Consider the following 22,566-nt stretch of genomic DNA (forward strand, 5'->3'; position numbering starts at 1 on the left):
CCACGGTTCGGACGAAGCCTGTCGGGCAGGACTAACTTGGGTAACAGCAACGCACTATTGATCCGTGGCCTGAAGGTCGCGGCGCGCGCCGGGGTTCGGGTCGTCGCGATGATCGGCGGGTATCTGGTGGCGTCCGGAAACGGGCTGACCCCGGATGCGATCCTGAACGCGACGCAGGACGCCTGGGTCTTCGCCCTTGTGTTCGCGGCCCTGGGCTTCGCCCTGGACCTGTTCTTCCGCACCGACCGGGCGCTGTGGCGCTACGTCTCGATCGTCGACGTCGGTCCGATCGTGCGCACCTCCCTGCTGTCGGCGGCGGTCTTCCTGGCGTTCAGCTTCTTCCTTGAGCGGGGCGCGTCGCTGCCTCGCTCCACCCTGCTGATCGTGCCGGTTCTCGACATCGGGCTGACGCTGGCGCTGGTCCTGCTGCGCCGGATCCTGCACGACAAGGAAGCCCTGCGCGCCATCGCGCCGTTCGTCGGAGCCAGCGACGAGCGCAAGCCGCTGATCGTGGTCGGCGCCATGGACCGGGTCGAGACCTTCCTGCGCGAACTGGCCCGCAGCGGCGAGGCCTATCGCCCGGCGGGCATCGTGACCGACACCCGCGGAGCCGCGACGCGCGAGCTGCGCGGCGTGCCGGTGCTGTCCAACGCCACGGCGGCCTTCGAGATCCTGGAGGATCTGACCGATCACGCCATAGAGGGGGCGATCGTCTTCCTGGACGATTCACTGACCCCGGTGGACTTCGGCGTCGAGCGGCTGGGTCAGCTGCGGACCCGCGGCGTGCACCTGCTGCGCGCGCCCAGCCTGGTCGAGATGGGCGGCAAGGCCGATGAGCCGGTCATGCGCAAATTCGAGCTGGAGGAGCTGCTGGCCCGTCCGCCGGTGCGTCTGGCCGACGGCCCGCTGCGGGCCCTGGTCGCGGGCAAGCGCGTGCTGGTCACCGGCGCCGGCGGCTCGATCGGGTCGGAGATCTGCCGTCAGGTCGCCAGCCTCGGCTGCGGCCATCTGGTGCTGCTCGACAACTCGGAATTCAGCCTGTTCCGGATCGACCAGGAGATCGAGCATCGCTGGCCGACCCTGTCGCGCCGCGAATATCTGTACGACGTGCGCAACAAGGCCCTGCTGAACGAGGCCTTCGCCGCCGAGCGTCCGGACATCGTCTTCCATGCCGCGGCCCTGAAGCATGTGCCGCTGATGGAGCGGCATCCGTGTGAAAGCGTGCTGACGAACGTCGTCGGCACCTGGAACGTCGCCGAGGCCGCCAACGCGGCCGACGTGAAGCACATGGTCTTCATCTCGACCGACAAGGCCGTGGATCCGCCGAACGTCATGGGCGCCACCAAGCGTCTTGCAGAGGCCGTGGTCCGCGCCCAGCAGACCGGCGACGGCGGGACCACCCGCTTCAGCGTCGTGCGCTTCGGCAATGTTCTGGGTTCGGCGGGTTCCGTCGTGCCGACCTTCCGGGCGCAGATCGAGCGCGGCGGGCCGGTCACGCTGACGCACCCGGACATCGAACGCTATTTCATGACCATCCCCGAGGCGGTCCAGCTGGTGCTGCACGCCACGGCCCATTCGGCCGGGCAGCCGGACGCCCCGCTGGGAGTCTTCGTGCTCGACATGGGCAAGCCGGTGAAGATCATCGACCTGGCCCGCCAGCTGATCGGCCTGTACGGCAAGATCCCGGGCAAGGACATCGAGATCGAGGTCACCGGACTGCGCCCCGGCGAGAAGCTGTTCGAGGAACTGGTCGATTCCAGCGAGGTCGCCGAGATGTGCGGCCAAAGCCTGATGCGCGTCACCGACCGCATCGAGGGCGCGCGGATGACCGAGCGCATGGTCCAGAAGCTGGAGCAGGTGGCGCGCCAGGGCGACAACGCCGACGCCCGCGCCCTGATCTTCGAGATTCTGGCCCGCGTCCGCACCGTCGGCGACGACCGGGGCCTGGCCGAGGTCGTGCCGATCAAGCGGGCCTGATCCCTCTCCCCACAGGGGGAGGGCCTAGTGCGAGATGTCGCGGGCGCGCAGCACCTTGCCGACCGTCATCCAGATGGTCTTCAGATCCATCGCGAACGAGCGGTTGTTCAGATACTCGGCGTCGAGCCGGACCTTGTCCGGAATGGGCAGTTCGTCGCGTCCGTTGACCTGGGCCCAGCCGGTCAGGCCGGGACGCAGCTTGTGGACGCCCTGTTCGGTGCGCAGGCCGATCAGGTCGTCCTGGTTGAACAACGCCGGGCGGGGGCCGACGATCGACATGTCGCCGACCACGATGCTCCACAGCTGCGGCAGCTCATCCAGGCTGCTCTTCCTCAGGAAGCCGCCGATGGGCGTCAGCCAGGCCGAGGTGTCGGTCAGCAGATGGGTGGCGACCGCCGGGGTCTCGATCCGCATCGAGCGGAATTTGGGCATCCGGAACAGCTTGTTGTCCCGCCCGACCCGGTCGGACCAATAGATGGCGGGGCCTCGCGATGTCACCCGCACGGCCACGGCGGTGGCCAGCAGAACCGGCGACAGGGCGACCAGGGCGCCGCCCGCCAGGACGAAATCGAACGCGCGTTTCACGGGATCACCGGACCTTCATGATGCCGCGCACGGCGTCGATGATCCGGTCGATCTCGGCCCGGGTCATGTTCGAGCCCGAGGGCATGCAGACGCCGTGTTCGAAGATCTGGTCCGAGACCGCCTCGTTGCCGTGGGCGAAGTGGCGGCAATGGGCGAAGACGGGTTGCTGGTGCATCGGCTTCCAGACCGGTCGGGCCTCGATCATCTCGTCGGCCAGTCGCCGGATGAGCTCGGGCGCGGTGACGCCCGTCGCGTCCGGATCCAGGGTCAGGGCCGAGAGCCAGCGGTTGGAGACGCTCCACTCCGGTTCCGGCTGCCAGATCAGGCCGGCGATGTCCGACAGGCCCTCGCGGTAGGCGTCATGGACCGCGCGGCGTGAGGCCACCCGGTCGCCCAGCACCTGAAGCTGCCCCCGGCCGACCCCGGCCAGGATGTTGGACATGCGGTAGTTGAAGCCGATCTGGCTGTGCTGGTAGTGCGGCGCCGGATCGCGCGCCTGGGTGGCCAGGAAGCGGGCCTGCTTGATCAGGTCCTCGTCGTCGGACAGCAGCATGCCGCCGCCCGAGGTGGTGATGATCTTGTTGCCGTTGAACGAGAAGACGCCCATCAGGCCGAAGGAGCCTGAGGCCTTGCCCTTGTAGGTCGCGCCCAGGCTTTCGGCGGCGTCCTCGATCATCGGCACGCCGTAGCGGTTACACAGCGCCAGGATCGGGTCCATGTCGGCGCTCTGGCCGTACAGGTTCACGACGATCACCGCCTTGGGCATCCAGCTCTCGGCCTTGGCCGCGTCGAAGGCCCGCTCTAGCGCGATCGGCGACATGTTCCAGCTGTCGGGCTCGCTGTCGATGAAGACCGGCTCGCCGCCTTCATAGACGATGGGGTTGGCCGAGGCCGCGAAGGTCAGGGTCGAACAGAAGACCCGGTCGCCGGGCTTCACCCCCAGCATGCGGACCGCCAGGTGGATGGCGGCGGTGCCCGACGACAGGGCGGCGGCCTGCGCCATCCCGGTCTGGGCCGCCATCTCGCGCTCGAAGGCGTCGACGTTCGGACCCAGGGGGGCGATCCAGTTGGTGCGGAAGGCCTCTTCCACGAAATGCAGCTCGGCCTCGCCCATGTGCGGCGTCGACAGCAGGATGGGCGCGCCGATGTCGCGGCGGTTCAGCACGCGGACGACCCGGCCTTCGCCGTCGATCAGGGGCAGGTGGTTGATCTCGTTGGCGTCCATCAGGGCCAGGGCGGCCTTGCGGCTGACCTCTTCCGGCGCGGTGACCGAGGTCAGGTCCGGCAGCGCCTCAAGCGTGTCGCCCATCTCGGAGCCCGCCAGCAGCAGACGGCGCAGGTCGCCGTCGGTGACGGTGCGCTGGAAGCGGCCGTCGGCGTCCACCAGCAGCAGCATTTGCATGCCGGAGGCGTTGATGGTCGCCATCGCATCGCGGATGGTGGCGGTCCGGGCGGCGCTGAAGGCGTCGATCTCGGTCATTCAGGAGCCTTTCGGGGCGGCGGGGACGCCGGTCCAGGTCTGGGCGGAGGCCACGTCGCGGGTCACCACCGCGCCGGCGCCGATGGTCACGTCATCGCCGATGGTCACGCCGGGCAGGACGACCGCGCCGGCGCCGATCAGGCAGCGCGCGCCGACCCTGACGCCGCCGCCGAGGGTGGCGTTGGGGGCCAGGTGGCAGAAGTCGCCGACGGCGCAGTCATGGTCGACGACGGCGCCGTGATTGATGATGACGCCGCGCCCCACCACCGCGACCGGCCCGACGACGGCGCCGGCGGCGACGAAGCCGCCCTCGGCGATCGTGGCGAAACGGGAGATTGAGGCGGCGGGGTGGAGGACGGTCAGGGCCGATCCACCCGCCGCTTCGGCTTCACCCTGCAGGCGTTCGCGAACGGCGGCGGCGCCGATGGCCACGTGGAAGGGCTGGCCCGCCGGGGAGGGCGCGATCGCGGGCGTGGCGACCGGCAGGCCCAGCAGGTCGGTTGCGGGGGCGTCGGCGCGGACGGCGACGCCGGACAGATCCGTCCCGCCTTCCAGCAGGGCGTCCAGCACCACCCTCGCATGCCCGCCTGCGCCGATCAGATGGATCATCTCAGTACCCGTTGACCTTCATCAGCAGGGCCGCGTCCAGCGGGACGGAGGCCAGCAGGTTGGCGATGCGCGGTCCGGCGCGGCCGTCGCCATAGACGTTCTGCGGCGCCCGGCGGCCTTGCGCCAGCAGATCGGCGATCCCGGCGGCCAGGGCCGCCTCGGTCGCCTCGACATCCAGCACATTGGCGTTGCGCTCACGCAGGTTCTGGCGCGGGCCGACGTTCAGCACCGGCGTGCCGAAGCTGGCGGCCTCGATGATCCCGGCGCTGGAGTTGCCGATCATCAGGTCGGCGTGCGCCATGGCGGCGACGAAGGCCGGGCGGGCCAGATGGGTGCGCACGGTGATGTCCTGCGCGCCCTTGGCTTCGGTCAGGACGGCGCGGACGCCGTCGCTGCCCGCGTCGGCGTTGGGCATCAGGGCCAGGACCTGCAGGCCCGCGTCGGTCAGGCTTTTCAGGATGCGGCGCGCGTCGTCCGCGGCGGTCGCGGCCTCCTGCAGCACGGGGTGATAGACCATCAGGGCGAACGGGCGCTCGGGATCGAGGCCGTGCAGGCGCATCACCTCGGTCTGGTCGGGCAGTTCGGCGTCGGTCAGGCCGTCCAGGCCGGGTGCGCCGGTGACATGGACGTTGGCGGCGTTCTCGCCCATCCGCACCAGCCGGTCGGCGGCTTCTCGCGTGGCGGCGAAATGCAGGTGGCTGAGCTTGGAGATGGCGTGGCGCACAGGCTCGTCCACCGTGCCCGACCGCTCGCCGCCGTGGATATGGGCGACGGGGATGTTCAAATGGATGGCCGCCAGCGCCCCGGCCAGCATCTCGCCCCGGTCGCCCAGCAGCAGAACCGCATCGGGCCGCTCGCTTTCCAGCACATCGGTGAAGGCGGCGACCATGGTTCCCAGGTTGCGGGCCATGGTGGCGCCCGTCGCGGGCTCCAGCGGCACCGGCACGCGGGCGGCCAGGCGCAGGCCCGCGGCCTCGATCTCGTCCACCGTATGCCCGTAGGCGGGGGACAGGTGCATGCCGGTGGCGATCACCGCCAGGTCCAGCTCCAGATGGTCGCGCAGGATCAGCAGCGTCGAGCGCATCAGGCCGAAGTCGGCCCGGGTGCCGCTGATGTAGCAAACGCGCCGCATGGTCAGATCATCGCCTCGCCGGATAGCAGGTCCCAGGTCAGGGGCTGGCCCGCCTCGACATCCGCCTGCAGCGCGCGGCCGGGCAGGGTGTGGAAGAAGCGCGGTGCGATGCCCGAGGCGGGACGCAGCAGGATCAGGTCGGCCTCGGCCAGCACGTGGCCGGCGGGCAGGGCGATGCGGGCCATGACCGAGCGGCGGGCCACGGCGCGGACGGGCAGTTCGGCCGCCGTCGGCGCCTTCACCGACGAGCCCAGAGCCTGCTCCACATCGCGGATCTGGCCGACCAGATCGGTCAGCTGCTGAACGGTCAGGGAGGCGCGGTGGTCGGGGCCGGGCAGGGTCACGTCGAGGGTGAAATGCTTCTCGATCACCGTCGCACCCAGCGCCACGGCGGCGGTCGAGACCGCCAGGCCCAGGGTATGATCCGAATAGCCGACGGGCAGGCCGGTGACCTCGCCGATGGTGCGCATGGCGCGCAGGTTCACATCGGACGGCGCCGCCGGGTAGTTGGACGTGCAGTGCAGGATGGTCAGCACCTGATCCAGCGGCGTGGTCAGGCCGTGTTTCGCGCGGGTCTCGGCGATGACGGCGACGGCGTCGGTGATCTCCTCCATCGTGGCCATGCCGGTGGAGACGATCAGGGGCCGGTCCTTCGCCGCCAGATGGCGCAGGAAGGGGTGGTTCACGATCTCGCCGGACGGGACCTTGATCCGCGCCATTCCCGAGGCGACCAGGAAGTCGGCGGCCTCCTCGTCGAAGGGCGTCGACATGAACTCGATGCCGACCTCGGCGCAGCGGGCGATCAGGCGGTGATGCAGGTCGTCCGACATCTCCAGCGCCTTCAGCATGTCGTGCTGATTGCCTTCGCCGGTCTCCCGCTTCTGATAGTCGGCCTTCTCGGCGCCCGGCGCGGCCAGCTTGTCGGCCGAGAAGGTCTGGAACTTGACCGCGTCCGCGCCCGCCGCCTTCGCGGCGTCGACCATGGCCAGGGCGCGGTCGGCGTCGCCGTTATGGTTCACGCCGGCTTCGGCTATGATGAAGACGCTCAATGGACCGCTCCGATCGGCGGGGAGGTGGGGGGACGCCAGCCCAGACGGTCGCACGTCGGCCGGATGTCGATCTCGAGGTCCCCGGTCAGCTGGCCCGCCATGCGGGACCGGCCCACGAGCGCGAGCAGGGCGCGGAGCATCGCCGGGGGAACGGGGATCAGCTGCGGGCGCGCGCCCGTTTCGGCGGCCATCCGCTCGACCAGCGCCCGGGTCGACAGCGGGGCGCCGTCGCTGACCATGAAGACCGCGCCCGGGGCCGACGGGTGGCTGACGCACACCGCCGCCAGATCGCTCAGGGTCTCCCGCGAGACGAGGTCGCGCCGGTTGTCGACCAGGTTGGCGAACGGCAGCGGCAGGCCGCGCCGGATCGCGCCGTAAAGACTGGCCAGATTGCCCTTCACCCCCGCGCCGATGATCAGCGGCGGACGGATGACGACCACGTCCAGCCCGGTCTCGTCGGCGATCCGGCGCAGGCCGGTCTCGGCCTCGAGCTTGGACTGGGCGTAGGGACCCGCGGGGTTGGGCGGATCGTCGGCCCGGAAGCCTCTGCCGGTCGTCTCGACCCCGTTCACATGCGCCGACGAGATGAAGATCAGCCGCCGGACGCCCGCTTGCGCCGCCTGGCGCGCCAGGTCGAGGGTCGCATCGACGTTGATACGCGTGAGGACGGCGTGCTCGGCGGCGTCCGCGGCCTTGCGCTGGTGCGCCCGCCCGGCCGTATGGATCACGCAATCGATCCCCTGCAGCGCGGCGGACCAGTCCACCGCACCGGCCAGGTCGCCGACCCCGACCGCCTCGGCGGCGCCGGACCACGTTCCCGGATCGCGCACGGCCACGCGCACAATGAAGCCGCGCGCGGCGAAGTCGTCCGCCATGGCCCGGCCGAGGAAGCCGTTCCCTCCCGTGATCAGGATCCGGCGACCGGAAGCGTCAGCCACCGGCGGCCTCTGCGGGGGCCGGTGCGGGCCGCCAGCGCATCACGCGGGCGGACATGAAGGCGGTCACGAGCCAGAGGTGGGTGATGAGGCCGTTCGAGAATCCGATCGGCGTGTTGATGACGCTCAGCAGGATGCCGATGACCACGATCGGCGCGGCCAGAAGCCATCGCGGATCGCGGCCCTGCTTGACCTTCTTGTAGGTGATCCCGGACAGCCAGCCCCAGAGGAAGCACGGCAGCAGGCCTAGGAATTTGAAGTCGACGTACAGCGACCCGAAGGCCGACGGCAGGAAACCGTAGGTGTTCAGCCCCAGAAGGTGGCCGAAGCCGGTGGCCAGGAACTCGCTGTCCAGGCGCCGGACGACCGCCGAGGAGATGTCGATGCCGTAGGCGCTCCACATCATCGGCCCGTCGTAGTTGGTGAAGATGGTGTTGGCCATCACGAAGCCCTGCACCACGTACCAGACGAAGACGAACACCAGATAGGTCAGGTCCGGCCCCAGCAGGGTGAAGTAGAGGTCAGCGAACGGGCCGTTGAAATTCACGCCCCAGGATGAGCTGGCGATGCCGAACATGGCGTCGATGCCGCCGACCACGTCTGCGCGGACGATGAAGACCCGCGCGAAATAGATGCCCATGCAGCCGACCAGCACGCCGATCAGCACGCGGGCGGGCATGTTGAGCTTGAAGATCGGCCGCCGCTTCGGACGCTTCTTGGCGCCGTCGGCGGCCAGGCGGTCGGCGAAGATGTGCCCGCGCAGGAGGTAGGACAGGCCGGCGCACAGGAAGGCGTAGAAGATCGGATTGCGCCCGCCGGACGCCAGGGAGACCATCAGGATCGGCCCCAGGCCGAACACGGCCGCGCGCCACAGGATCGGGCGCGGTCGGAACGCGATTTCACGGATCAGGTACACATAGGCCGCGGGCGAGGTCAGGAAGGCGATCTGGAACCAGATGGAGCTTTCCGATTCCGCGGCGTTCAGCAGGCCGCTCGCCCGGTCCGACCGCACCTGGTAGGAATCGATCAGGTTGAACAGGTTGCGCCCCTGCACATCCATGACCGAGGCGGCCAGCGCGATCACCGTGGCGGCGATCAGGATGCGGTCGGTCATCCGGAAATCGACCGTCACGTGCGGGTCCATCGGGCGCTGGGGCAGCCGCCCCGAAGCGCTGGCCGCGCCCACGCAATAGACCGCGATGAAGACCAGCAGGACCATCACGCCGTACAGCGAGATCGTCCGGCTCTCCAACTGGAAGGGCAGGATGTAGAACAGCGCGATGCAGATGGACCAGACCATCAGCATCAGCGCGGCGGGATGGAATTTCATTGCGTCCCTCGCAATCCGGACCCCGGCAGGGTGTCCGGCCTCAGCCGATGACGCACGTGATTACCCGCCGTTCGCCGCTTTCCACCATGCCGCCACGGTGGATGCCCTTGGTGTCGAACAGGACGATCGAGCCCTTTCGCGCGCTGATCGCCCAGAGGCCGCGGGCGATGTCCTGGGCCAGCGGCGCGGTCGGCAGCAGGTCGTTTCCGAAGCTGCCCTTCTGCATGAACTTCCCCGGCAGGGCGGCGAAGCGCGCGCGCGAGCGGGCGTCGGTGCCGGCCAGGCCGTTGGAGTCGTTCGCCTCGCAGATCAGGTCGTCCAGACGCGGGATATGCATCCGGTGTGATCCCACGACATAGCTGAACGGCCCGTTCCGGGGTTCCACGTCGGTCATGTAGATGATCGCCTTGAGGTCGCCCCCCGAGGCGTCGCGGTGGCAGTAGGCCGCGCCGGGCAGATCGGACGGCGGCGTGTCCGGGAAGATGTCCTTCCAGAAGGTGTCGCTGGTGTCGTTGATCTGGGGATTGACGTCGATCACCCGGCCCGGCCGCTGCATGTAGGCCGAGGCCACGTCCATGACCCCGGCGTCCTTCAGGACCCGCTCGATCACCTCGAACAGCGCCTGCTGTTCCTTGCGGGTCGTGCGACCGCGCGAGTCGTCGAAGGCGCGCTTGCCGGCGGCGCCCTGTGCACGGCGGCGGTTCAGTTCGTCGAACTGGGGCTCGGCGGCGGCGGCGAGGGCCTGGAAGTCGGCGTCCGGCACGGACACCACATGGATGCCGTCACGGCCCAGGCGGCCCGTGGTCTGATCGGCCTGCTGAACGCGGACCGCGCGCTCGCGGGGGCGGCTGACCATATTGCCCAGCGCATGCCCGACCATCTTCAGCCGCCCGCCGGCGGTGGCGTCGGAGCGCACGTCGTTCGGGATCATTTCGTAGCGGACCAGCCGCTTGACCAGCAGAACGGCCATGCTTTTCAAGAAGATCGCCAGCCCCGCGGCGCGATCGCCCGCGCTCGGACGCGCGACCAGATCGCGATAGGCGGGGTGGACGGAATAGTCGACCAGAGCCGGGCTCCAGGTCTGCTCCGGCAGCGGGATGATCGTCGGGGAAGGCTCGACGATCAGATAGTCATTACCGGCCATCTATCGATCCTCCCGGGAGTTCGGGGCCCGGCGCGAAATGCGCTGGAGCCGCTCAGGCTCTAACCAATGCCGCAGTCGCGGGTCAAGTTCACAACCGGCCTTCCGGCCCGCCGAGCGGCGAGCCGGCATGGCCGCCGACGCGGGCGGCGCCGACCTTGCCGTGCCAGTCCTCGCCCTCCGGGCCGACCAGACGCATGCGGCGTCCGAGTTCGCGGCCCATCTGCGTCACCTCGTCGTTCGGCGCATCCGCCTTGAAGCCGAACAGGGACATGAACGGCCCGTCGAAACTGCCCTTCAGGACGTGGCGGATGATCCGCGCGCGCCGGGCCTCGACGGAGTCCATCGGCGCATCGTTGAGCAGCCGATCCGGCACGGTCGCCAGATCCTCCCACGTCCGCAGGACGACGAAATCGTCCTCGACGACGTAGTAGGCCTGCCCCGCGATGGAGGTGTTGCCGAGCAGGGCCGCCTGCAGGCCCAGGGTGCCGGTCGCCGTCACGCTGACGCCGCACTGGGCCAGCATCGCGTTGCCGGTGACCTCGTAGGGGACGAGCACCACGTTCGGGATCGCCTGCAGCGCCTCGAGCAGCGCCGTCTGGCGGAAGCCGAACTGAAGCGGGTGATCCTTGACCACGATCTGGAAGCCGGCGTCCGACAAACGCCGCGCCAGCTCCAGCAGCATGTCCTCCTGCCGGATCAGCCGCAGGTCATCGATCCAGTAGTCGATGGACGCTTCGGGGAACATCTGCAGCCCGAACAGGACGCGGCGCTCCCGGGGGAAGGCCGCCAGTCTTTCCTGCCAGTCGTGGTCGATCATCGACAGGACGCGCACATCCGAGGCTCGGGCCTTGTGACCCAGCCAGGTCTGGCTATCGAGCGCGCGCAGATTCAGCGGGTCGCGCGCCGCCCGGGCCAGCAGGTTGAAGGCCCACGCGCGAAGCTGGAAATAGGCTTGGACCCGATGGAATTTGGCGCGGGTGAAGGTGCGGGCGTTCTGCACATAGATCGGCGCGAACTCCGGGTTGGAGATTTCTGCGGATCGCGCCGCGACCTCCTCCTCGTCCGGCGCGCCCTCGGTGGTGACCAGCGCGCCGCGATGCAGCAGCATGCTCAGCCCCGGCAGGGTGCCCGCGGTCAGTTCGAAATAGGGGATGCCGCGCGCGCGGGCGCGCCTTTCCAGCATGTCGGTGACGTAGCTGTCGATGGGCAGGCTGACGATGGAGTCCGGCGCCAGCGCCGCCAGCGCCTGGTCCATGGCCTGCGCCATGCCCAGCACCATGGCCGTGGCCTGGCGTTCGGGAAGCCAGCGCAGCACCCGGCAGCGGGCGATGGCGTCCCGAACCTCATCCCGGGCGACCAGGTCCGACTCGTGGACGTCCGCCTTCAGGAAGCGGCGATAGGCGGCGTAGAAGTCATCGGTGACCGAGCGGTCGCCGCGCCCCCGCGTGTCGGTCAGGACCGTGACCCGGTCGACGCCCAGATGGCGCCCGACATGGGCCCACCAGGCTTCCGTGCGGAAGATCGCGAAAATCAGAACGTGGTTCACGCCGCGTCTCCGCGCAGGAACCACTCGGCGGTGCGGCGCACGCCTTCGGCGTTGGAAACGGTCGTCACGCCGTGGACGCCCTCGATCGGGGCGGTGTCGTAGAGGTATTCGGTCAGCATGTTCTTCAATCGGGCGGTGGTCAGCGGCGCGGGGAGGCCGAGGCGGGACGCCCCGTCGCCTACCATCGCCATCGCCCGGGCGACAGGGAGGGGCAGGGTGAAGATGCGTTTGCCGAAGGCCTCGGCGAAGCCGTCGGCCCAGGCCCGCAGCTCCACCGGCTCGCTGTCGGCCAGATAGAAGGTGCGGCGATGGACCGCGTCAGCCGACGCCGTGGCCAAGGTCGCCAGCTGGGCCGTCAGATTATCGATGTAGGAATAGGACTTCCGCAGCGGCCGTCCCCCGACGTGGAAGTACAGGCCACGCCGGATCAGCCGGAACATGCCGGTGTAATAGGGGCTCATGCCCGGCCCCCAGATGGTGGTCGAGCGGGTGATCACCCAGGTGCGGCCCGCGCCGTCGGCGGCGCGCACGCGGCGCTCGCCCTCGGCCTTGGACTCGCCGTAGCCGCCGATCGGATCGTAGTCCGTGTCGGAGGTCGGCGTGTTCCCCGGACGATGCACCAGCTGCGACGACATCCAGATCACGCGCTGGACGGACGGCGCCGCCGCGACGGCCTCGATCAGATGGGTCACGCCGTCGGTGTTGGCGCGATAGTCATTCTTGGGCGGGCCCTTCAGGTCCGTCTCGGCCGCCAGGTTGAACACCACCTCGGGGCGGAAGGTCTCCAGGGCGGCGGCCAGCGAGGCCGGATCCATCAGGTCGCCCTTCAGCGACATCGGCCGGTCGCCGCGCGACAGGCCGCGAACCTCGTGCCCCTCGGCGACGAGCCGCTCCAGCAGGGCCTTGCCGACGAAACCGCTTGAACCGGTGATCAGAATCTTCATGCGGCGCCCGCCGGGGCCTGCAGGTCGGGCAACCGGCGCAGGGCGATCCAGTTCAGGGTCGCGTACAGGGCGCTGGTCGCGACCATGGCCGCCGCCGCCCCCCACAGGCCCCACAGGTGGGTCAGGCCCACCAGCAGGGCGCCGCCGATCGCGAAGGCGATGGCCTGACGGTGCAGCACCAGCTTCTCCAGGTGTTTGGCGTTCATGATCATGGCCGGGAAGTCGGCCGCGCCGCGCAGCATGAAGCCCAGCAACATGACAGCCACAAGACCCAGTTCGATATGGAAGCGCGCCGTCCAGGCGCCGCCCGTCAGCCGGTCGGCGGCCCACAGTCCCGCGAACAGCAGGGGCGCGCCGACCAGGGTGCGGGCGTACTCCTTCAGCACGATGCGGATCAGGGTCCTATTGGACTCGGTCTTGGCGGCGGCGAAGACGGTCGGCGTGATGCGGTTGAAGGAGGCGATGCTGAACAGCTGATAGGCCAGCGAGATCAGCAGCGCGTGGCGGAAATAGACCCCGGTCTGTTCCAGCGACAGCAGGCCTCCGACCGCCAGACGGTCGAACTGCAGCACCAGGATGGCGATCAGGCCGATCAGGAAATGGGTCATGGAGGCTCGATGCTGACCCAGGATGTCCGTCTTCAGATTGAAGGCCGTCGTCTTCGGGGCCGCGTTGCGGATGCGCAGGAAGCCGGCGGCCAGCATCAGGGTGCAGGCGACGGCGCCGATGGCCCAGGCGGTGATCACGAAGCTCAGGTCGAAGGCGTCCCGCATGAACAGGGCCACGCCCAGCGCCAGGGCGGCCAGCGCCGCGTTCTTCAGGGCGACGATCACCAGCAGGGGCGCGTAGCGGGTGTCGATGAGGGCGTACTGATAGGCCTGGTTCGACAGATGCTCGCCGACGACGACCACGGTCGCCAGCAGCAGCACGGGCCACGGGGCGTGGGTCCACAACGCCACCGCCACGATGAACAGCGGGACCATAAGAGCCCAGTTGAAGGCGAAGAATTTCAACGCCTGGACCACCATGCGGTCCATGACCGCATGCGGCTCGCCCGCCGATCGGCGCTGGATGTCGATGTGCCGCTCGAAATTGAAGGCGAAGGCGAACAGGCCGACCAGGGTCGCGATCAGGCCGAACTGGCCCGCCTGATCGACGCGCAGCCCGTAGGTCGCGGTGATGACGAAGCCCGCGCGCGCGGCCACGTCCATCAGCTTCACGACGACCAGATAGAAGTCCCGGTGAAGCCGGGGCAGGGTGACCGCGCCGCTCACCAGGCGGTCCAGCCGCCGTCAACGGCCAGCACCTGACCGGTCACATAGGACGAGGCCTCGCTGGCCAGGAACAGCAGCGGCGGGGCCATCTCCTCGCCCCGGGCCATCCGGCCCATTGGGACGCGGGCGGAGTATTTGTCTCCGAACACGGAGTTCTGGCCGCTGGAGACGCCGCCGGGGACCAGGCAGTTCACGCGGATGCCCTTGTCGGCCCAGTGGGTCGCCAGCCATTTGGTCAGGCCGACCACCGCCGCCTTGGAAGCCGAATAGACCGCCGGAGTGTTGATCGGTCCGCCCAGATAGTCCGAGCCCTCGTAGATGCGGCTGTCGGGGCCGACCAGGCCGTAGATGGAAGCGGTCTGGATCACCCGCCCGCCGCGCCCGGCTTTCAGCATCTCCTTGCCGACGGCCTGGGCCATCAGGAACATGCCGTCGATGTTGACGCTCATCACCTCGCGCCAGACCTCCAGGCTGTAGGTCTCGAACGGCTCGAAGAAGGCGCGTACGTCGGCGGTCTTGGTGGCGGCGTTGTTGACCAGCACGTCGATCCGGCCGAACCGCGCCATGACCGCATCCACCGCCGCCTGCACCGAAGCCGGGTCGGAGACGTCGCAGCCGAAGCCCGCGGCGGCCTCGCCGATCTCGGCGGCGGCGGTCTTCGCCGCGTCCTCGAACAGATCGACCACGGCCACCTGCGCGCCCGCCTCGGCCAGCGCCCGGCAGAACAGCCGGCCCAGGATGCCCGCGCCGCCGGTGACCAGGGCGACCTGGCCGTCCAGCCGCGCGGCGGCGAAGGTCGGGGTGTCGGTCATCAGTTGTGCGTCCGGAAGACCGGCTTGATCGCCGGGCCGTTCAGCTGGGTCTCGACGCCCGCGTCCAGCGCCTGCTTGTAGACGCCCAGCGCGCCGTCGAAGGCCTCCAGCGTCAGGGCCAGCTCGGTCGCGCCATGCGCCTGCGAGATCGCCAGCCACGGCATCATCACGCCGCGCTTCAGCATCTCCTGCGCGAACAGGGTGCGCATGGGCAGGGACGGCGCACCCGAGGCGTCGCGGGTCACATAGTTCAGCGACACCGCCGGACCTTCCATGAAGACGTGGTCCTGCAGGCCGTGACGGCCCGCGACCTCGGCGAGGCCCGCCTTCAGCTTCGCGCCGTAGGCCCACAGGTGGGCGGGCACGTCCTCGGCGGCGTTGATCCGCGTCGCTTCGACGAAGGCGCCCAGCGCCGGCATCTCGGCGCCGTGGGTCGAGGACAGCAGGAAGGTCCGCTCCATGCCCGGCTTGTCGATGGAGCCGACCTGCATGAACTCGCGCTTGCCGACCACGGCGGCCAGCGAGAAGCCGTTGGCCATCGCCTTGCCGTAGGTGGCCAGGTCCGCCTCGATGCCGAACACCTCCTGCGCCCCGCGCAGGTTCCAGCGGAAGCCGGTGATCATCTCGTCCAGGATGAACAGGGCGCCGTTGGCGTGGGCCAGGTCGCGCACCTGATGCAGGAAGCCGCCGGCGTGGCTTGCGGCCGCCCGGTCCGGCGTCGGCGCATCGCCCAGGGCGCCGTCCGCGCCGTGCGGCCAGATGTGGGTCGAGGGCTCCAGCATCACCGCCGCGATCTGGTCCGGATACTGGTCGAACAGGGCCTTCAGCGAGCCCATGTCGTTGTAGTCGAAGACCAGGGTGGTGGCCGCGTGATCTTCCAGCGTGCCGCGCTTGATGGCGGTGACGCCGATGAACCAGTCGTCGAACGAGAAGAAGGGATGCTGGCGCGGCACGCAGACGTAGCGGCGGCCGGTGTAGGCGCGGGCGATCTTCACCGCCGCGGTGGTGACGTTCGAGCCGTTCTTGCCGAACTTCACCATCTCCGCGCAGGGGATCAGGTCACAGATCAGCTCGGCCGCCTCCAGCTCGATCTCGGTGGCGCGGGTCAGGTTCACGCCGTTCTCGATCTGCCGGATGGCGGCCGCATTCACCCGCTCGTCCGCATAGCCGATGGTCACCGCCCGCAGCGCCATGCCGTAGTCGAGATACCTGTTGCCGTGGGTGTCCCAGACATAGGCGCCCTTGCCCTTGCTGAGCACCGGCGGGGCGATCGACGGAAACTGGTCGTCCCCGCGCGAATAGGTGTGGGCGCCCCCGGGGATCGCCCGGTGCAGGCGCTCGCGCAGGGCGGCGAAATCGGCTTCGGCATTCCCCAGCGGGGTTCCGGATTCGGTCTTGGTGGGGATGACGGACATCAGACTTGCGCGCGAGGGGAGGGGGGCGGTGCGAAGGGGGAGAAGCTTACCGCGGCTCTAGGCCGTTGGTTTGATAGTAGGCCAGGGTCGGGCGGTCGAGGTCGAGATCGCCCTTGACCACATGCATCCGGCCCAGATCCGCTAATTCGGCCTGGGCGTCGCGGGCCCAGTAGATCAGCGAGGTCGTCTGCGGGTCGCGCAGTTCGGGCGGATGGAACAGGCTCAGGAAGGCGAACATCGGCTCGTCCACCGACGAGAACCAGCCGGCCGCGATGAAGTGACGGCCGAAGCCCGATGAGGTGCAGGTGAAGTCCATGGCCGCCAGGCCCCGGTCCCGGGCGTAGAACTCCAGGAACGACAGGACCGCCGGCATCTCCTCGGCCTCGGCGCCGATCTCGACCACATGGGCGAAGGGCATGCCGGGCAGGGCGTCGCGGCGCAGGATCACGTGCGCCTTGCCGATCGCATAGGTCTCATAGGCGTAGACGGGATGCCGGTCGTATCGCCAGCCGAGGTGGGCGGCGTCCCGGACGTAGCCGTTCTTGTCGGCCAGCCCGCGATCCGGAACGGCCACGTCGGCCGCCGCGACCAGACGGGCGCCGCCTTCATCTGGGGTGACGGCGTCGGCGCGGTGCCGGGCCAGCTTGAGGCCCAGCGGCGCGATGTTGCTGTACGGGGTGACGGCCTCGGTGTCCCAGACGCGGAAGAAGCGCGGGATGTAGCGCCAGTAGTTGAAGCCCTTGCGCAGATAGACGTTCAGCGCCTCGTCGCTGATGCCGCTGCCCAGCATCACCTCATAGGTCGATTGCAGGTGGTCCAGCATGCGCGGCCCCAGGCCCTTGCCCTTGGCCTCGGGTGACACGATCCAGGTGGTCAGTTCGGCGGCGCGGCGGCGCTCTCCGCCCAGCATGAAGCTGTGCTCGTGCAGGCCCATCGCCCCGATGATGTTCGAGCCGGACACCGACACGCAGACCGAGCAGAGGTTGTTCTGTTCCGGCGCCGAGACGAACTGCCAGCGCGCGAACTCGGGCAGGCCCAGCGCCATCTTCCGGGGCCAGTGCAGGTCGTAGAAGGCCGCGATCTCCTCGACCGAAACGCCGAGGTCGCTGGCCGAGCCGGTGGTGATGGCGTCCATGGGGTCTCCTGAACAGGTCGCGGATCAGATGTCGCCGCGGGTGTCGTCGGATCGATCCCGCCACAACGGGTAGAAGGTTTCCTCACGCCTGACAACGGCGGTCCCGGGCGTGCCTATGTAACGGCTGTTGTCCGGCAGATCGCGGTCGATCAGCAGGGATTCGGTGCCGATCTGGCATTGGCGTCCGACCGTGCAGTCGCCCAGCACGGCGGCCCCGGGCCGCAGCGTCACATGCTCGCCGAAGGTCGGATAGATATCGTGGTTGGAACCCACGCCGACCCGCTGGTAGCTGACGAAATAGTCGCTGTAGTTCGCCCGCCCCAGCACCGTCCCGAGGGGGTGGACCAGCAGGAAGATGCTGGGCAGCTCGACCTCGTAGAAGATGTCGCAGCCGTGCAGGGCCTTGTTCAGCAGGAACAGCTTGGCGCACAGGTCCGCCGGCGCCTTCTGCCGGAACAGCTCGTTCGACAGCAGGTACAGCCACATGGCGTACTGGTCGCCGTGCAGGTGGCTGAACCGCGCCTGCCCGCCGTCGAAGAAGTATTTGTTGTCCACGCGGCTGAAGCAGTGCTCGAGCCGTTCCAGCGCCCTCGGCATGGCCGGGCGCAGGTCGTCGACCGATACCTCGCCGTCGGGGAAATTGTGGCTCACCTGCCGGGCGACATAGGCGGCCAGCAGGTCCGGCGTCAGGCTCATCGCGATCCGCGTGGTCATCGCCGTCTCCGCTTCAGGCCACCGGCAGGTGGATGGTGTCGACGCGCGGCAGCTCCAGCGGATCATCGACCGTCAGATCCGCCACCGCGTCCCGCGTCGTCACGCCCAAAGCCCCGCCGCGGGCCCGCACGATGTCGAGCGTATCGCGGTTGTAGCCGCCGTAGGGATAGCAGATCGACCAGTCGGCTTTCGGCACGCCCAGCTGACCCAGGAAGTCCAGCGACCGGTCGATGTCGCGCGCCTGTTCCGCCGGCGTCATGGAAGACAGCCACTGGTGGCTGTAGCCGTGGCTCCCGAAGGTCATGCCGGCGCGCATCATGGTCCGCGCCTGGTCGGTCGACATGTACAGTTCCGCCGCGAAGGCCGCCTCGTCCGCGCTGACGATGCGCGCGAACAGGGTGTCGCAGATGTCGTTGCGCACCGCCTCGGGCAGGCCGGTCTGCAGCATCAGCTTGATGAACAGCACCTCGGGCGTGTCGAGGTGACACTCGCCCATGAACTCGTCCACATAGTCCTGCCACGGACGAAGCGCCGCGCCGGCCTCCCGCGCCTGCTCCACCGCCTCGCGCAGCAGGGCGACCAGCTTGGTGGCGTCGGGCTCCGAGGCGAGGATGAAGTGGATCCGGTTCACGTCCAGCAGGCGGCCCTCCAGGATGGGCTGGGCCGGCGGAAAGAACGTCCCCTGCCAGCCGCGCTCGTCCAGCAGGGGGAAGACGTTCTGGTAGTGGTCCAGGTAGCCGTCGTCGAAGGTCAGCCAGCAGGCGTTGTCCGGCAGGCGCTCGTCGCCGCGCCGCGCGGCCAGGATCTGCGGGGTGGTCACGACCTCGTAGTTCGCGCCGATGTGGTCCAGCTGGCCCCGGAAGGCCTCGGTCGTCCGCCCTTTGATCGCCGGATAGCGGGACCGGGCCAGGTCACGGACGTAGTGGTACATGACGATGGTCAGGGACATCAGTCGGCCCCGCCTTTGTTGGCCACAAGGCTGAAGCAGTGCTCGAGACGCGGCTGGGCCGCCTCCTTCGGACCCGGAAAAGGCTTGTTCCGGATCAGCCGGACGATGCCGACCACGGGAGCGAGGTTCTGGCGCCAGAAGCACTCGGGCACACGCTCATGGGCCAGTCCGTATTTCAGCGGCTCCGTTCCGCGTTCGGCTACCGTGCCGAACATCCGGTCCCAGACAGTCAGCAGGTTCCCGTAGTTGCGGTTGATGTGCTCCGGCGCGCGCGAATGGTGCACGCCGTGGAAGGAGGGCGACACGACGAGCAGTCCCAGCGGCCCATAGGTCCAGTCCAGTCCCGAATGCTCGAGCATCGAGCGGCACACCCTGAGCAGCAGGAGGACCAGAGGCAGTTCCGCCGACCCGGTGATGACGCCCAAGGGGAAGAGCAGCAGGAAATCTAGGAACCGGTCCAGCAGCGGAAAGCGGAAATGGGTCAGGATGGTCAGATGCTCCTGCGAATGGTGCACCTTGTGGAACTGCCACAGCCAGCGGTTTTCGTGCTTGAAGCGGTGGATCCAGTAGCCGCAGAAGTCGGCCGCCAGCAGGCTGACGATCAGGATCGCCCAGGCCGGCGCCTGCGTCGCCTGGTCCAGTCTCAGCCACGGCGCCAGCGCGTCGACGTAGCCGTTGAGGGAGGCGGCCACCGGCGCGATCACGATCAGCGCCTGGATGTGGCTGAGCTCGAACAGCCCGTACAGCATGTCGGTGCGGGCGTTGCGCGATCCGTATTTCGACAGCGCCTTGCGCCGCTGCACGATGTCGACGACAGCGACCACCACCAGCGCCGCGGCCAGCACCGAATAGAGGGGCCATTCGGCGCTCACGTTGCGGGCGATGCTCTGCATCACGACCCCGGCGCTGCTCGCAGGATCGCTCACCAGACGCTCCACGCTCAGCGCGGTGAGCCCGGTCACGAACGACTGCCCTTCTGGTTCCGGACGTACACCCCGTTGGTGGCCAGATAGGTGCGCACCTTGATCGGGCTGTGGTCGGTGAAGATGAACATCGACGAGATGGTGATCGCCGAGGCCCCGGCGTCCAGCGCCGACTTGCAGTCGTCCAGGCTGCCGGCGCCCGACGAGGCGATCAGCGGGATCGACAGCTTGTCCGACAGGTCGTTGATCAGCTCCAGGTCATAGCCGTTCATCATCCCGTCCCGGTCGATGGACGACATCAGGATCTCGCCGGCGTGCAGGTCCTGCATCCGCTGGGCGAACTCGACGGGGTCGTGGCCGGTCTCGGTCGTGCCGCCGCGCCCGAAGACGCGCTTCCGGCCGGACGCGTCGGCCCTGTAGTCGATGGACACCACGATGCATTGGTCGCCGAACCGGCTGGCGGCCTGGGTGACGAAGTCCGGGTTCTCGATGGCGGCGGAGTTGATGCTGACCTTGTCGGCGCCGCTTTTCAGAAGGGCCTCGATCTGCGCCAGGGTGGTCACGCCGCCGCCGGCGGTCAGGGGCACGAAGACCTCTTCAGCCACCCGCTCGATGATGTTGCCCGTCACGACCCGGCCCTCGGCCGAGGCGTCGATGTCGACGAAGATCAGCTCGTCCACGCCGTAGGAGTCATAGACCTTGGCCGTCGAGACCGGGTTGCCGGCCTCGCGCTGATCGTCGTGGAACCGGCGCATCTTCACCAGACGGCCGCCGCGGATCAGGAATTTCGGGATGATCCGTTTCTTGAGCATCAGAACTCGTGCGCCAGCCAATTCTGCAGAAGCTGCAGGCCGTTGTCCTGGCTCTTTTCCGGGTGGAACTGGGCCGCGACCAGATTGCCGCGCCGCACCGCCGCGGTGAACGGGCCGCCGTGGTCGCAGGTTCCGGCCACGTCCGCCGGATCGGCGCAGACCATGTGGAAGGAGTGGACGAAATAGTAGTCGCTCTCGCCCGAGGGCAGGCCCTTGAACAGCCATTCGTCCGGGGCGAACGAGACGGCGTTCCAGCCGACGTGCGGCACCTTGGCGGGCGGCAGGACCTCCAGCGGGCGGATCTCGGCGTCCAGCCAGCCCAGGCCTTCGTGCACCCCGTGCTCCAGGCTGCGCTTGGCGAACAGCTGCATGCCCAGGCAGACGCCCAGCACCGGCTTCTTCACCTCCAGCGCCAGCCGGTTCAGCACGGGACGCAGTTTCTTGGCGTCGATGGCGGCCATGGCGTCCCCAAAGGCGCCGACGCCGGGCAGGACCAGCCGGTCCGCCTCTTCCAACTCATCGAAGTCGGCGGTGACCACCGCGTCCTCGCCGATGTACTCGAACGCGTTCATCAGTGAACGGACGTTGCCCATGCCGTAGTCGATGATGGCGATGGTCATCGGGCGTTCACTCCGCGGCCTTGGGCGGTCCGACCTTGAGATCGCTCAGGTCGGTGCGGTCCCATTTGTCGAAGTCCGGCATGACGTTGCCGGTCTCCAGGTTCTTGCGGTCGAACTTCCACGGGTGGACCTGGTGCGGGGCCAGGATGTCGTAGAACTCGTCCTCGCTGATCTGCAGGTGCTGCAGGAACCAGTCCATCGAGGCCGGGCGCTTGCCGTCATACTTGGCCTCGATCTCCAGCGCCTCTTCGCGCGTCTTGCGGCCGTTGCGGATGTCGATCGACAGCAGGTGGTTGGCCCGGCCGTAGCCGCGCTTCACGTATTTGGACCAGTCGCGCATGCCCTGGAAGGTGCACTCGATCTTCTCGTAGTCGTACTCGGGCGGCACGCCCTCGACTTCCTGGCCCTTCCAGCCCAGTTCCTTCTTGATCAGCTCGACGTTCGCCTTGGTGTCCCACTCGATGTAGTTGCCCAGGCAGATCGACTGGACCTTCAGTTTGATCAGGTCCTTGCGCTTGGGATAGTCGAACATCCACAGGTCGCGGCGCTCCACGCGCCCCTGCAGGAATTCGTACATGTCGTCCGCCGTGATCCCCTGGTTCATCAGGCGGTTGAAGCGCTTCTCGTCGACCTCCTCCATTTCCTCGAAGGTGTACCAGCTGTGGTACTCGGCCGTGCTCTCGCCCCAGAACAGCAGCGGGACCTCGAAGCGGACGGCCATGTGCATGACGCCCGAATAGATGCCGGTGTGGCAGTGCCAGCAGAAGTCGCCGCGCCGCTTGAAGCTCTCCAGCATCAGCTCACGCACGACGTGGAAATTCGGCGTGAACTCGACCACGTCGCAGCCCAGCTGCTTGAAGACCGAGGTGTTGTTGTCCTCGACCAGCGGGCGATAGCCCCAGTGGTTGTAGCGGACCACCAGCGGCTTAAGCTTCAGCACCTTGATGATGTAATAGAGCTGGAAGACCGAGTCCTTGCCGCCCGAATAGGGGACGATGCAGTCGTACAGGCCCTTGCCCTTGTGGGCGGCCACGATCTCGTCCAGCTGGCGCTGGCGGTCGGCCCAGTCGATCTTGTCCTGCTTGAACTGGACCTGACGGCAGACAGAGCACACGCCCTCGTCGTCATAGGTGATGGTGTCGACCGTCTCGGGGGTCAGGCAGCGGGTGCATTTGCGCATG

General features: G+C 68.5%; 21 protein-coding genes. 1 reads left to right on the top strand and 20 read right to left on the bottom strand.

All coding sequences use genetic code 11. The features are described 5' to 3' along the window. The first annotated feature begins 57 nt into the window (after nucleotides 1–57). A complete protein-coding gene (locus Q0C81_RS00870; RefSeq protein ID WP_291832316.1) occupies nucleotides 58–1,977 on the top strand; it encodes a nucleoside-diphosphate sugar epimerase/dehydratase in 1,920 nt (639 codons plus the stop codon). A gap of 24 nt (nucleotides 1,978–2,001) precedes the next feature. On the opposite strand, the gene Q0C81_RS00875 is transcribed toward Q0C81_RS00870, so the two are convergent. The 20 genes from Q0C81_RS00875 to Q0C81_RS00970 form a co-directional block, all read right to left on the bottom strand. Then, on the bottom strand, nucleotides 2,002–2,562 hold the full coding sequence (locus Q0C81_RS00875) for a sugar transferase (RefSeq protein WP_291832317.1): 561 nt from the start codon (nucleotides 2,560–2,562) through the stop codon (nucleotides 2,002–2,004). Nucleotides 2,563–2,566: 4 nt separating this feature from the next. Then, a complete protein-coding gene (locus Q0C81_RS00880) occupies nucleotides 2,567–4,042 on the bottom strand; it encodes an aminotransferase class I/II-fold pyridoxal phosphate-dependent enzyme (protein ID WP_291832318.1) in 1,476 nt (491 codons plus the stop codon). Next, a complete protein-coding gene (locus Q0C81_RS00885; RefSeq protein ID WP_291832319.1) occupies nucleotides 4,043–4,651 on the bottom strand; it encodes a NeuD/PglB/VioB family sugar acetyltransferase in 609 nt (202 codons plus the stop codon). It abuts the gene before it with no gap. 1 nt (nucleotide 4,652) lies between these two features. Continuing rightward, nucleotides 4,653–5,783 carry a UDP-N-acetylglucosamine 2-epimerase gene (gene neuC / locus Q0C81_RS00890; RefSeq protein WP_291832321.1) on the bottom strand — a complete coding sequence of 377 codons (1,131 nt, stop codon included), beginning with the start codon at nucleotides 5,781–5,783 and terminating at the stop codon, nucleotides 4,653–4,655. Nucleotides 5,784–5,785: 2 nt separating this feature from the next. After that, on the bottom strand, nucleotides 5,786–6,832 hold the full coding sequence (gene neuB / locus Q0C81_RS00895) for an N-acetylneuraminate synthase (RefSeq protein WP_291832323.1): 1,047 nt from the start codon (nucleotides 6,830–6,832) through the stop codon (nucleotides 5,786–5,788). Beyond that, nucleotides 6,829–7,770 (bottom strand): NAD-dependent epimerase/dehydratase family protein, encoded by a 942-nt coding sequence (locus Q0C81_RS00900; RefSeq protein WP_291832325.1) that lies wholly within the window; start codon nucleotides 7,768–7,770, stop codon nucleotides 6,829–6,831. The genes neuB and Q0C81_RS00900 overlap by 4 nt, the downstream gene beginning before the upstream one ends. Further along, entirely contained in the window at nucleotides 7,763–9,097 is a 1,335-nt protein-coding gene (locus Q0C81_RS00905; RefSeq protein ID WP_291832327.1) for an oligosaccharide repeat unit polymerase, read from the bottom strand. The genes Q0C81_RS00900 and Q0C81_RS00905 overlap by 8 nt, the downstream gene beginning before the upstream one ends. Before the next feature lie 40 nt (nucleotides 9,098–9,137). Next, complete coding sequence (locus Q0C81_RS00910) at nucleotides 9,138–10,241, bottom strand: phytanoyl-CoA dioxygenase family protein (RefSeq protein WP_291832329.1); 1,104 nt, start codon at nucleotides 10,239–10,241, stop codon at nucleotides 9,138–9,140. Nucleotides 10,242–10,329: 88 nt separating this feature from the next. After that, nucleotides 10,330–11,787, bottom strand: a complete 1,458-nt coding sequence (locus tag Q0C81_RS00915; RefSeq protein WP_291832331.1) for a hypothetical protein — start codon at nucleotides 11,785–11,787, stop codon at nucleotides 10,330–10,332. After that, a complete protein-coding gene (locus Q0C81_RS00920; RefSeq protein WP_291832333.1) occupies nucleotides 11,784–12,731 on the bottom strand; it encodes an NAD(P)-dependent oxidoreductase in 948 nt (315 codons plus the stop codon). Before Q0C81_RS00920 ends, Q0C81_RS00915 begins: the two co-directional genes overlap by 4 nt. Next, nucleotides 12,728–14,005 carry a hypothetical protein gene (locus tag Q0C81_RS00925; protein ID WP_291832336.1) on the bottom strand — a complete coding sequence of 426 codons (1,278 nt, stop codon included), beginning with the start codon at nucleotides 14,003–14,005 and terminating at the stop codon, nucleotides 12,728–12,730. Before Q0C81_RS00925 ends, Q0C81_RS00920 begins: the two co-directional genes overlap by 4 nt. Further along, nucleotides 14,002–14,817: an SDR family oxidoreductase gene (locus Q0C81_RS00930; protein WP_291832337.1), complete on the bottom strand. Its 816-nt coding sequence runs from the start codon at nucleotides 14,815–14,817 to the stop codon at nucleotides 14,002–14,004. The genes Q0C81_RS00925 and Q0C81_RS00930 overlap by 4 nt, the downstream gene beginning before the upstream one ends. After that, nucleotides 14,817–16,232 carry a glutamate-1-semialdehyde 2,1-aminomutase gene (locus Q0C81_RS00935; RefSeq protein WP_291832339.1) on the bottom strand — a complete coding sequence of 472 codons (1,416 nt, stop codon included), beginning with the start codon at nucleotides 16,230–16,232 and terminating at the stop codon, nucleotides 14,817–14,819. Before Q0C81_RS00935 ends, Q0C81_RS00930 begins: the two co-directional genes overlap by 1 nt. A gap of 46 nt (nucleotides 16,233–16,278) precedes the next feature. Continuing rightward, on the bottom strand, nucleotides 16,279–17,367 hold the full coding sequence (locus tag Q0C81_RS00940) for a GNAT family N-acetyltransferase (protein ID WP_291832341.1): 1,089 nt from the start codon (nucleotides 17,365–17,367) through the stop codon (nucleotides 16,279–16,281). Between the two features lie 24 nt (nucleotides 17,368–17,391). Continuing rightward, nucleotides 17,392–18,081: a hypothetical protein gene (locus tag Q0C81_RS00945; protein WP_291832343.1), complete on the bottom strand. Its 690-nt coding sequence runs from the start codon at nucleotides 18,079–18,081 to the stop codon at nucleotides 17,392–17,394. 13 nt (nucleotides 18,082–18,094) lie between these two features. Then, nucleotides 18,095–19,030, bottom strand: a complete 936-nt coding sequence (locus Q0C81_RS00950; protein ID WP_291832345.1) for a polysaccharide deacetylase family protein — start codon at nucleotides 19,028–19,030, stop codon at nucleotides 18,095–18,097. Then, nucleotides 19,030–19,956: a sterol desaturase family protein gene (locus Q0C81_RS00955; RefSeq protein WP_291832347.1), complete on the bottom strand. Its 927-nt coding sequence runs from the start codon at nucleotides 19,954–19,956 to the stop codon at nucleotides 19,030–19,032. Before Q0C81_RS00955 ends, Q0C81_RS00950 begins: the two co-directional genes overlap by 1 nt. A gap of 32 nt (nucleotides 19,957–19,988) precedes the next feature. Then, nucleotides 19,989–20,765, bottom strand: a complete 777-nt coding sequence (hisF, locus tag Q0C81_RS00960; RefSeq protein WP_291832349.1) for an imidazole glycerol phosphate synthase subunit HisF — start codon at nucleotides 20,763–20,765, stop codon at nucleotides 19,989–19,991. Further along, entirely contained in the window at nucleotides 20,765–21,385 is a 621-nt protein-coding gene (hisH, locus tag Q0C81_RS00965) for an imidazole glycerol phosphate synthase subunit HisH (protein WP_291832351.1), read from the bottom strand. Before hisH ends, hisF begins: the two co-directional genes overlap by 1 nt. Nucleotides 21,386–21,392: 7 nt before the next feature. Further along, nucleotides 21,393–22,565: an N-acetyl sugar amidotransferase gene (locus tag Q0C81_RS00970; RefSeq protein WP_291832353.1), complete on the bottom strand. Its 1,173-nt coding sequence runs from the start codon at nucleotides 22,563–22,565 to the stop codon at nucleotides 21,393–21,395. Between the last annotated feature and the right edge of the window lies 1 nt (nucleotide 22,566).

Origin of the sequence: Brevundimonas sp., from assembly GCF_023259385.1 — a bacterium.
Taxonomy (GTDB): domain Bacteria; phylum Pseudomonadota; class Alphaproteobacteria; order Caulobacterales; family Caulobacteraceae; genus Brevundimonas.